This is a genomic window from Vibrio sp. 10N.222.52.B12 (assembly GCF_002875385.1).
Taxonomy (GTDB): domain Bacteria; phylum Pseudomonadota; class Gammaproteobacteria; order Enterobacterales; family Vibrionaceae; genus Vibrio; species Vibrio jasicida.
Genome location: NZ_MDAW01000174.1, coordinates 41009 through 52841 on the forward strand (window position 1 = coordinate 41009; position 11833 = coordinate 52841).

Below are 11833 nucleotides of genomic sequence, written 5' to 3' on the forward strand. Positions count from 1 at the left end.
CTCCTTCGATAAGCTGACCTATTTTTGCTCTAAATCAGGAGAGAAGTGGAATAATTGCAATCTATGCGTGCTTTATTTGACTAGAACTGGTGCTTTTCGCTAGATTGGAGTCTTAACAAGGACAATGGATGTAGTTTTTTTACGAGGCAGGATGACAATGAACGAGAAATACGCCGCACTCAAAAGCAATGTGCGCATGCTGGGCCACTTACTGGGCAACACAATTCGCGATGCCCACGGCGAAGAAATCTTCGAGAAAGTGGAAACCATTCGTAAATTATCCAAATCGGCTCAAGCTGGAAATAATGCTGACAGAGACAGCTTAATCGAAGAGATTAAAAGCTTGCCAGATGAGCAATTGACGCCCGTGACCCGCGCGTTCAACCAATTTCTAAACCTGACCAATATTGCTGAGCAATACCACACCATTTCACGCCATTGTGAAGAGCATATCTGCGAACCTGACGCAATTAACTCGCTGTTCTCAAAGCTGGTGCAAAATGATGTGAGCAAGCTAGACACGGCACAAGCGGTTCGCGACCTGAACATTGAATTGGTTCTAACTGCGCACCCGACCGAAATCACTCGTCGAACCATGATCAATAAGCTGGTGAAGATCAACGAGTGCCTATCTAAGCTTGAGCTGAGCGATCTCTCTTTCAAAGAGCGTAAGAAAACTGAACGTCGCCTTGAACAACTTATCGTTCAAAGCTGGCACTCTGACGTTATCCGTCAGCAGCGCCCGACACCGCTTGATGAAGCTAAATGGGGCTTTGCAGTGGTCGAAAACTCACTATGGGAAGCCGTACCTGACTTCTTACGTGAAATGAACGACCGCCTGAAATCTTACCTTGGCGAAGGTCTGCCAATTGATGCTCGCCCAGTGCACTTCTCTTCTTGGATGGGTGGTGACCGCGACGGTAACCCATTTGTAACCCACAGCGTGACTCGTGAAGTACTGCTTCTATCTCGCTGGAAAGCAGCTGACCTATATCTTAACGACATCAACGAATTGATCAGCGAACTGTCAATGACAGTGTGCAACGATAAAGTCCGTGAGCTTGCAGGTGAAGATCAACACGAACCATACCGTGCGATTCTGAAACAACTTCGCTCACTATTGAACGAAACTAAAGACATTCTAGACGCGAAAGTTCACGGCCAGAAATTGGCAGTCAAAGCACCTCTGCAAAAAGTAGAGCAGCTTTGGGAACCACTTTACGCGTGTTACCAATCGCTAAACGAATGTGGCATGGGCGTGATTGCCAACGGCTCACTGCTGGATACGCTGCGCCGCGTTAAAGCATTCGGTATCCACCTAGTTCGTCTCGATATTCGTCAAGAAAGTACTCGTCATGCTGATGTGCTTTCTGAATTGACTCGTTACCTAGGCATTGGTGACTATGAGCAGTGGAGCGAGCAAGACAAGATTGCTTTCTTAACCAACGAACTTGCATCTAAGCGCCCTCTTCTACCTCGCGACTGGGAGCCATCAGAGCCAGTTAAAGAGGTTTTGGATACCTGTAAGATTGTGGCAGCACAACCTCGCGAAGCGTTTGGTGCTTACGTTATCTCAATGGCACGTACCGCTTCTGACGTACTTGCCGTGCATCTACTGCTACAAGAAGCGGGTTGCCCTTACCGCATGGACGTATGTCCACTGTTCGAAACGCTAGACGATTTGAACAACGCAGAAGCGGTAATCAAGCAGCTGATGGGCATTGATCTATACCGCGGCTTTATCCAAAACCACCAAATGGTGATGATTGGCTACTCTGACTCTGCAAAAGATGCAGGCGTAATGTCAGCAGGTTGGGCGCAATACCATGCGATGGACTCTCTGGTTAAGGTTGCAGAAGAAGAAGGCGTTGAACTCACACTATTCCACGGTCGCGGCGGTACAATTGGTCGTGGTGGTGCGCCGGCTCACGCTGCACTACTATCTCAACCACCTAAGAGCCTGAAAGGCGGTCTGCGCGTAACCGAACAAGGTGAGATGATCCGCTTTAAGCTGGGTCTACCTGATGTCGCAGTCAACAGCTTCAACTTGTATGCAAGTGCAATCCTAGAAGCGAACCTACTGCCGCCACCAGAGCCTAAACAAGAGTGGCGTGACTTAATGGATGTGCTGTCCGAGGTGAGCTGTGAAGCCTACCGTAGCGTCGTTCGTGGTGAGCCAGACTTCGTGCCTTACTTCCGCCAAGCAACACCTGAACTTGAGCTAGGTAAACTGCCTCTAGGTTCTCGCCCTGCAAAACGTAACCCGAATGGTGGCGTGGAAAGTTTACGTGCGATTCCTTGGATCTTCTCTTGGAGCCAAAACCGTTTGGTTCTTCCAGCATGGCTAGGGGCTGGTGAAGCGATTCAATACTCAGTAGACAAAGGCCATCAGGCACTACTGGAAGAAATGTGTCGTGAATGGCCATTCTTCTCGACTCGTCTAGGTATGCTTGAGATGGTGTACACCAAGTGCAACATGGACATCTCTCGTTACTATGATCAGCGCTTAGTTGAGGAGCAGCTTCAACCGCTGGGTGATCGCTTACGAGATCAACTTCAACAGGACATTAAGTCTGTCCTGAACGTAGAAAACAACGAGAACTTGATGCAAAGCGATCCTTGGGGACTAGAATCCATTCGCCTACGTAACATCTACGTAGAGCCATTGAACATGCTTCAAGCTGAATTGCTGTACCGTACTCGCCAGACTGAAGTATCTTCTGCAAACTTAGAAGAAGCACTGATGGTAACCATTGCAGGTATTGCAGCTGGTATGCGTAACACAGGCTAACCAAGCTACGCATAAAGAACCAAAGGCTGAGTTAATACTCAGCCTTTGTTACTACTAACCAATCACTTCTACTATTTGAGCAATACGCAACCAGATATTTAATCCAAGAAAAAAACAAAAAGTCCCCACCAAACAACATAAAACACTACACAAAAACACTATTGAGTATTTTATTAGTTTTTTTGGGTAATTTTGTCCTACTATTCCACTTCATGCTTATTATTTATATACTACTTGCCTGCTGGAAGCTCACAAATCCAATCAAATAGGCTCCAGCTCGATGGAAACACCCATCACTCTAGGTGATAAACGGCTTTAAGGTGACAGGACCAACATTGTTGGTGCTATTTACACATAAAAAACTCAAGCGTCAGAAAGAGCGCAAATGAAAGTGTAAGTAGCTTGTTTACAAGTTTATTGACCATTTGGATTGAAGACATGTCATTACCACACGTAATTTTAACTGTTCTTAGCACTCGCGACGCAACCGGTTACGACATCACTAAAGAATTCTCAGCTAGCATCGGTTACTTCTGGAAAGCAAGTCACCAACAAGTTTACCGTGAACTAAACAAAATGGCTGAGAAAGAGCTGGTTACTTGCGTACTTGAACCGCAAGAAGGCAAACCTGACCGTAAGGTTTACTCAATTACTGACGCTGGCCGTGGCGCCTTAGGTGAGTGGTTCGATCAACCAACAGCACACCCAACAGTACGTGATGAGTTCTCTGCTAAGCTAATGGCTTGTGCAGTGCAACCTGCGACACCGTTTCGTGACCAACTTTCTGAACTTGTGGAAGAGTCTCGTAAACTGGTTTCTCATTACAAAGAGATTGAAGCCGCGTACTACGCAACACCATCAACACTAGACAAACAAGCACGACTAGAGCGTCTAACACTTCGTCGTAACTTAATGCTACGTGAAGCGTGGATTAACTGGGCAGAAGAAGTGCTAACAGAACTTGAAGTGATTGGCTAATTCGTCGCTTTGAATAAAACGAAAAAGGCTTGCCGATGGGCAAGCCTTTTGTCTATCTGGGGAAAACGTATTAAGCGCCTACTGCGACTTGTGGGCGAACACCGAGCGTATGGCATAGTGCATAAGTCATCTCTGCACGGTTAAGTGTGTAGAAGTGGAAGTCCTTCACGCCTTCACGGCTTAAGACACGCACCATATCAATCGCTTGGCTAGCACCAACAAGCTGACGCGTCACAGGATCATCATCCAAACCTTCAAACTGTTTGCTCATCCAACCCGGCACTTTCACGTTGTTCTGCGCAGCGAAGCGAGACGCTTGTTTGAAGTTTGATACAGGCAAGATCCCCGGAACGATTTCTACATCAATCCCTGCCGCTACACAGCGATCACGGAAGCGTAGGTAAGATTCCACATCAAAGAAGAATTGGGTAATTGCACGGTTTGCCCCTGCTTCAACCTTACGCTTTAAGTTAAGCAGATCCGATTGTGCGCTTTTCGCTTCTGGGTGTACTTCTGGGAATGCTGCCACTGAGATATCAAAATCATGGCGTGCTTTAAGCAGCTCTACCAAGTCTGACGCATACATATCTGGCGCACCACCACCTGGTGGAATATCACCGCGCAGCGCAACAATGTTCTTGATACCGTTATTCCAGTAATCGTCAGCAATGTCGATCAATTCATCACGAGTTGCGTCGATACACGTTAGGTGAGGCGCAGCAACAAGACCCGTCGCTGCTTTGATTTCTTTGATGATAGAGTGGGTTCTGTCACGCTCGCCTGAATTTGCGCCATAAGTAACAGAAACGAATTTCGGTTGAAGAGTTTTAAGGCGGTGCACTGAGTTCCACAGTGTTTCTTCCATCTTTTCACTGCTTGGTGGGAAAAACTCAAATGAGACGTTGATATTGTCTGATAGTTCAGCGATATTCTGGTTTAAGGCATCAATATGCCCTGCATGTGTGTATCCCATCTTACTCTCCCTGTGGCAACTCCACCACGAAATCAAAATCCTTAAATCGACGTTTAGACGTCTATATGTCTCCAGAATGTATTGAATATGATTTAATGTCAACCTTGTGATTATGAATTTTTCTCAAGTTAATAATTAGGATAGTTCAAGTTCCTAAGTGACAACCTCATCGCCTAACTCTGTGATTCAGTATGGCATTATCAAGACAATAAAAAACCCCGGAAGCCATCCGAGGTTTTGTGGTAGTTCGCAAAATTGGGCTTAGTAAGATTTAGAATAAGCCAGCTAGGCGATTAAGATCAGATTGAATCGCACCGGCCGTCACTTCACGTCCTGCGCCCGGACCACGAATCACTAATGGGTTGTCTTTGTACCATTTACTCTCAATTGCGAAAATGTTGTCACACGGTAGTAAGTTCGCTAAAGCATGCTCTCGTGATAGTGCCTCAACTCCTACCGTTGCTTTACCGTTACGCTCGAGACGGGCGACATAACGTAGCACTTGGTCGTTTCTTTGAGCTTTAGTTAGGCGCTCTTGCAGGATTTCACTTAAGGTATCACCTTGGTCAAAGAAAGCGTCTAGGCTCAAATCTCGCAACTCTTCTGGTACCAACGATTCGACCTTCACACTTTCAGGTTCAATATCCAAACCAGACTCACGAGCTAAGATAACCAACTTTCGCATCACATCAGAACCATCTAAATCTGAGCGAGGATCGGGCTCAGTCAAACCTTGCTGCCATGCTAAGTCGACTAGTTCAGTAAATGGTACCGAACCATCAAATTGTTGGAATAACCAAGATAGCGTACCTGAGAAGATACCCGACAGTGCGACAATCTCGTCACCGCTTTCACGCAAATCTCGAACGGTGTGATTTATTGGTAGCCCCGCACCAACCGTCGCGTTGTATAGCCAATGACGGCCAATCTTAGCGAAAGCATCTTGTACTTGATGGTAATACTGACTATCAGCTGAACCTGCCACCTTGTTCGCCGAGATAAGATGAATACCTTGCTGTGCAATTTCTACATAACGTGCCGCCAGATCTTTACTCGCAGTGACATCCAGTACCACCGCTTCGTCGAAATTTTGAATCGCACCGAGCTTAGTTAGCCAATTGCTATCATTCTCTATGCTTTCATCATCAAAGCGCTGAGCAACCGTTGCTGCATCAATCCCGTTTTCATCAAACCAGTAAGTTTGGCTATCTACCACCGCCACTAAATCAAAGCTCATGCCGTGGCGTTTTTCGAGCTCTTCTTTTTGCTCTGCGAACAGTGATAACCAACTTGAACCAATATTACCTTTACCACACAAGGCAACCGCTACGCGCTTTTGCGCTTGAAACAGCTGACTATGAATACTTTGTACTAACTCTTCCACTTCGGCTCGGCGTAATACTGCGACGAGACTCAGCCCTGATTGTGCCTCTGAGATAAATTCAACCGGAGAGTCTTTTAACTGCTGATAAAAACCAAAGCAATGATTGGCGTTTTTCGTGACCCCTGCACCTACCGCTGCGAGCAGTGAGTAACCCTCTTTCAGTTTAATTTCAGCTTCAACCGCCAACTCTTGAAGGTAAGCCAATGCACCACCGGCTATCTCGGACGTGTACGCTAAGCGCAATGTCTGTTGGTCTTCTTGCGCTTCAAATGCTAGTGGCTCTAATTGAGCGCGCTTTAACGCTTGCAACACTTCTTTCTGCGCTCGCTCAAAATCATGACCATGCACAAATGAAAGTTGCACGAGTAACACTTCATCAAGAGAGGTAATGATTTTAGCGCCACGACCAGATGCTAATACACGCTCAATTCGGGTTGAGCCAGACTCCGGTTGATAGCTGCATTTGAGGTTCAAATCCATCGTACTTTGAGCAACAGGTTGAAGCGTGCGACTGTGCAATACCGGAGCAGCTAAGCGAGCAAGTTCACTTGCTTCATCTAAACGTAGTAGGGGCAACAAGCATGCATCAGAGACTAAACGTGGATCCGCACTATACACACCTGCGACATCACTCCAAATAGTAACAGTACTAGCTTCTGCCAGTGCACCAATGACCGTAGCCGAGTAATCAGAACCATTACGACCTAACAGTACTGTCTCTCCCGCCTCATTCTGTGCCATAAACCCTGTGATAATCACTCGCTGATGATTATGTTGTGCCAATGCTTCTCTAATTAGAGCGTAAGAACGAGCGCGGTCGACTTCTGGCTGTGTACCTACTTCTGCACGTAAAAAGGTACGAGAGTCTTGTGCAACCGCCGGCAAACTCTGCTGCGACAGCAATGCAGCAAGTAAGCGTGAAGACCATACCTCACCATGTCCAAGCACTGCGGCTTTTTGAGCTTCTGTTAACGGAGCCGTTAACTCTGCTAGAGTACTGAATTCATCTTGAAGGGAAGCAAGCAGTTGCGTCTGTGCCTCACCTGTTAACAAAGCTTCTACCAATTCAGTTTGGAAGTGTCTCAAGCTTTGTAATGCTTCATGCGCAACACGACCGTCTTTATCTAAACCTTCAAGAAACTCGATCAAGCGATTGGTGGTTTTCCCTGCCGCAGACACCACGACTAAATCATTTTCGGCTGAATACTCTTTTAGTATTTCAACCACACGTAAATAGCATTCGGGGTTGGCTAAACTGCTGCCGCCAAATTTATGCAGCTGACGTTGTACACTCATGACTTTTCTCTCTCCCGATTACTGTGCTGCTTTTAAAAATGCTTGCTCAAGATCGGCGATCAAATCCTGTGCATCTTCAAGACCAACGGATAAGCGCAGTAACTGTTGAGAAACACCAGCTTCAGCTAATGCCGCTTCCCCCATCGCGCGATGTGTCATCGATGCAGGATGACAAATCAAGCTTTCAACCCCACCCAAGGACTCAGCTAACGAAAACAATTCCAGCTCTTTTACAAACACTTTGAGTTGTTCAAATGATCCTGCGAATTCGAAGCTCAACATAGAGCCAAAACCGGATTGCTGCTTCTTGGCGATGTCATGTCCAGGATGCTCTGGCAAACTTGGGTGATAAATCTGTGCAACTAACGATTGAGTCTGTAAGTAAGCAAGTACATCTTGAGAACTTTCTTCATGAACTCGCATTCGCGCACCCAGCGTACGAATTCCTCTTAATGTCATGTAACTGTCGAATGGTGTTCCCGTCGCCCCAATGCAATTGCCCCACCACGCCAGCTCTTCTGCATGCTCTTCACTCTTAGTGATCACCACACCACCAATAACGTCGGAGTGACCGTTAATGTATTTCGTCGTAGAGTGGATAACAAAATCCGCACCTAGCTCCAAAGGCTTTTGGTACACAGGTGTCAAAAAGGTATTGTCCACGGCAACCAGTGCACCGACTTGTTTTGCCTTTTCACACACAGCGGCAATATCGACCACGCGCACAAGCGGGTTTGACGGTGTTTCTAGCAAGATAAGCTTTGGTTTTTTCGCAATCGCCGCATCAAGAGCTTGCTGATCCGACTGATCGACAAACTGCACTTTAAAATCACCCTTGTTCGCACGAGTATTGAAAAGACGATAGGTACCGCCGTAGCAATCGTGCGGCGCTACAATTAGATCATCAGGACCAAGAAACGTCGATACCCAAAGGTTTAATGCTGATGTACCACAGTTAGTAACAACCGCTCCTTTGCCTGATTCAAGCTCGTACAATGCTTGCTCTAGTAAGCCTCGGTTAGGGTTACCAGAACGGGTATAATCGTATTCAGGCACTTCACCAAATGCAGGGAAGCCATAGTTAGTAGAAAGGTAAATAGGTGGTACAACAGCGTTGTATTGGCTGTCTGACTCGATACCAGTGCGTACAGCAATGGTCGCAGGCTTACGGGTGCTCATGGGTGTATCCTTTCACGGGTGGTGACATCTAAATGGGAATGCGCTATATCTAGCTTGTATTGCTCAATTGATTAACACTCTTCCCTAACTATTAACCTCACTTTACTTGTCTAAAAATGAGACGTCAACACTTCTAGACGTCTATATGTCTTTGCTTATGGCAGTAAATGCAGCTAAAATCAGCACCTATATTTATTTTTCTAACTTATTACATTAATGAAGGTGCGCAATGGCTGACTGGAATGGCGAATACATTAGCCCGTATGCTGAGCACGGTAAAAAAAGCGAACAAGTGAAAAAGATTACCGTCTCAATCCCGCTAAAAGTTTTAAAAGTGCTGACTGATGAGCGAACACGCCGCCAGATCAACAACTTACGCCATGCGACTAACAGTGAACTACTGTGTGAAGCGTTCCTACACGCTTACACAGGTCAACCACTGCCAACTGATGAAGATTTGCGTAAAGACCGTCCAGACGATATTCCTACCGAAGCAAAAGCAATCATGACAGCGATGGGAATCGAATTCGAAGCATTCGACGAAGAATAATTGCTTACAAATTCGTCGATGATAGAAGCTGTGCTGGGGACGGTTTCCAAGAACAAAAAAAGGGACGCGAGAGCGTCCCTTTTTTATTTTTAAATTTTACTTTACCACTGTTGAGCCATGTAATTCTCTGGCATTTCAATACGTGCCACACCAGAGTCAACCGCAGCTTGAGCCACCGCTTTTGCCACGCGTGGTAGTAGGCGTGAATCCATTGGCTTTGGAATGATGTAGTCAGTTCCGAACTCTAGCTTATCGACGCCAGCTGCTTTTAATACCGCTTCCGGTACTGGCTCTTTCGCCAATTCACGAATCGCGTCAACCGCAGCCAGTTTCATTTCATCATTGATCTCGCTTGCACGAACATCCAATGCGCCACGGAAGATGAATGGGAAACACAATACGTTGTTTACTTGGTTCGGGTAGTCACTGCGACCTGTACCCATGATCAAGTCATCACGCACTTCGTGAGCCAATTCAGGTTTGATTTCTGGATCTGGGTTTGAACATGCGAACACAACTGGCTTGTCTGCCATGAGCTTCAATGCTTCTGCAGGTAGTAGATTTGGACCCGATACACCCAAGAAAAGATCCGCACCTTCAATCACATCTTCCAACGTGCGCTTATCTGTGTTGTTAGCAAACAGCTGTTTGTATTCATTGAGATCATCACGACGCGTGTGGATCACCCCTTTACGATCCAGCATGTAGATCTTCTCGCGCATCGCGCCACATTTGATCAATAGTTCCATACACGCGACTGCCGCCGCACCCGCGCCTAAACAAACAATCGTGGAGTCTTCGAGCTTCTTACCTTGCAGCTCGATTGCATTCAACATACCTGCTGCCGTTACGATCGCTGTACCGTGTTGATCGTCATGGAATACTGGCACGTCACAGCGTTCAATCAGACGCTTTTCAATCTCAAAACAATCAGGGGCTTTGATATCTTCTAGGTTGATACCACCGAATGTATCAGCAATATTTGCTACTGTGTCGACAAATTCGTCGATCGTGCGGTGTTTTACTTCGATATCAATTGAGTCTAAACCAGCAAAGCGTTTGAACAATAGCGCTTTACCTTCCATTACTGGTTTAGAAGCCAGCGGGCCAAGATTACCAAGACCAAGAATAGCCGTGCCGTTAGAAATAACCGCAACCATGTTGCCCTTCGCTGTGTACTTATACACGTTGTCAGCGTTCTGTGCGATTTCACGTACAGGTTCTGCAACACCAGGGCTGTATGCAAGAGCAAGGTCATTTGCAGTTTCAGCAGGCTTAGTTAGCTCTACGGCAATTTTTCCTGGGGTTGGATATGCATGGTAATCCAATGCTTGTTGGCGGCGTTCTTCTTCTGGGGTGACTTCTTGGCGATTGTCTTCAGACATGGATCGTTTCTCTTTGTTATTTTTCGGTAAGGGGGAATAAATTCTAAAGGATAGAAGTCAAACTTCATAGGCTAGATTGCGAGCGATATCCTTAAAAGGGCCGATAATAAAAGAGATTAGACCAGATATTAGTGATGAGCACCCTGTTTACAGGTCAGGTGCTCTTTTTATCACTTGGTTTGGATAGGAAAACAGCGAAATATAATCTCACTCTTCATCGACATATTGTGCTTGTAGGTAATTTTCTATACCGGACATCTGGATCAAACCGAGTTGAGTCTCAAGCCAGTCAACGTGCTCTTCTTCGTCTTCGAGAATATCTTGAAACAGATCTCTAGAGACATAATCGCGAATATCCTCAGCGTAAGCGATGGCATCTTTCAAATCTGGAATGGCGGCCATCTCAAGTTTAAGGTCACACTCAAGCATTTCTTTGGTATCTTCACCGATCATAAGTTTGCCGAGGTCTTGTAAATTAGGTAACCCCTCAAGGAACAGAATACGCTCGATCAAGTGATCAGCATGTTTCATTTCATCGATCGACTCGTGGTATTCCTTATCTGCGAGATGCTTTAATCCCCAGTCTTTATACATACGGGCATGCAGAAAATATTGGTTGATCGCGACGAGCTCGTTACCGAGTATCTTATTGAGATGTTGAATAATGATTGGATCGCCTTTCATGGCAAAGCCCTCCTCTTTGGCTTCATTTAAATGTAGAAGCAAATGAGAAGGTGTCAAAAAGGCTCAGCTAATATTTAGCTAGCTTGTTTCAGCATTAGGTATTCAGTTTCAGCTAAAATTTCTTTCGCTTGCTTGATGCACTTGCCGCATTGACTTCCCAACGCCGTACATCTTTTAATTCCTTTTATATCTGTTACGCCTTCATCTATCGCCAACTTCCTAATTTTCTTGTCAGAGACGCCATGGCAAAGACAAACGTACATATTCACTACCTTTAAATTTCACTTTGGAATGAAATATAAACAAGAATCGTTCTTGTTACCAGTTGTATTAAGACGAATTACAGAACGTTTTGTTATAACAGTCTGGACCGCTTTGGCAGTTTTCAGTGACTTAGCGGATGGCTAAAAAGAAGAGAAAATCGAGTAGAACTAAGATCATGTTTTTAAAAAACAAAAAGCATGACTAAGAATGATGGGCTTATAACCATATTGAAAAGAGGAATAGCAGGTATAAAAAAGGGAAGCCTTAGCTTCCCCTTTTCTAGCGCTTCTTCAAATAGAAGAAGAGTGCAAGATTACGATTAATTCAGTAAGAATTAGTCGAAGATCTT

Annotated in this window: 9 protein-coding genes; 3 read left to right on the forward strand and 6 right to left on the reverse strand. The window is 45.6% G+C overall.

Features of this window, described 5'->3' with window-relative positions; genetic code table 11:
• The first annotated feature begins 157 nt into the window (after window positions 1–157).
• The gene (gene ppc / locus BCT11_RS27385; RefSeq protein ID WP_102389950.1) at window positions 158–2791 is read left to right on the forward strand and encodes a phosphoenolpyruvate carboxylase; all 2634 of its coding nucleotides are present in this window, start codon (window positions 158–160) and stop codon (window positions 2789–2791) included.
• A 438-nt stretch (window positions 2792–3229) separates the two neighbouring features.
• Window positions 3230–3769 carry a PadR family transcriptional regulator gene (locus tag BCT11_RS27390; RefSeq protein ID WP_038873693.1) on the forward strand — a complete coding sequence of 180 codons (540 nt, stop codon included), beginning with the start codon at window positions 3230–3232 and terminating at the stop codon, window positions 3767–3769.
• Window positions 3770–3839: 70 nt separating this feature from the next.
• Here the strand turns inward: BCT11_RS27390 and metF are convergent, their stop codons facing one another.
• The 3 genes from metF to BCT11_RS27405 form a co-directional block, all read right to left on the reverse strand.
• Window positions 3840–4742 (reverse strand): methylenetetrahydrofolate reductase, encoded by a 903-nt coding sequence (metF, locus tag BCT11_RS27395; protein WP_038873696.1) that lies wholly within the window; start codon window positions 4740–4742, stop codon window positions 3840–3842.
• 271 nt (window positions 4743–5013) lie between these two features.
• Window positions 5014–7422, reverse strand: coding sequence for a bifunctional aspartate kinase/homoserine dehydrogenase II (locus BCT11_RS27400; RefSeq protein ID WP_102389943.1), 2409 nt, complete (start codon window positions 7420–7422; stop codon window positions 5014–5016).
• A gap of 18 nt (window positions 7423–7440) precedes the next feature.
• Window positions 7441–8601, reverse strand: coding sequence for an O-succinylhomoserine (thiol)-lyase (locus BCT11_RS27405; RefSeq protein WP_102389945.1), 1161 nt, complete (start codon window positions 8599–8601; stop codon window positions 7441–7443).
• Between the two features lie 229 nt (window positions 8602–8830).
• On the opposite strand from BCT11_RS27405, the gene metJ reads away from it, so the two are divergent.
• A complete protein-coding gene (gene metJ, locus BCT11_RS27410; protein ID WP_038873704.1) occupies window positions 8831–9151 on the forward strand; it encodes a met regulon transcriptional regulator MetJ in 321 nt (106 codons plus the stop codon).
• Window positions 9152–9252: 101 nt separating this feature from the next.
• Here metJ and BCT11_RS27415 read toward each other — a convergent pair whose 3' ends face one another.
• The 3 genes from BCT11_RS27415 to BCT11_RS27425 form a co-directional block, all read right to left on the reverse strand.
• Window positions 9253–10536: a malic enzyme-like NAD(P)-binding protein gene (locus BCT11_RS27415; RefSeq protein WP_102389946.1), complete on the reverse strand. Its 1284-nt coding sequence runs from the start codon at window positions 10534–10536 to the stop codon at window positions 9253–9255.
• A gap of 207 nt (window positions 10537–10743) precedes the next feature.
• Window positions 10744–11220 carry a bacterioferritin gene (gene bfr / locus BCT11_RS27420; RefSeq protein ID WP_038873709.1) on the reverse strand — a complete coding sequence of 159 codons (477 nt, stop codon included), beginning with the start codon at window positions 11218–11220 and terminating at the stop codon, window positions 10744–10746.
• A 74-nt stretch (window positions 11221–11294) separates the two neighbouring features.
• A complete protein-coding gene (locus BCT11_RS27425; RefSeq protein WP_038873712.1) occupies window positions 11295–11483 on the reverse strand; it encodes a bacterioferritin-associated ferredoxin in 189 nt (62 codons plus the stop codon).
• Window positions 11484–11833: the final 350 nt, after the last annotated feature.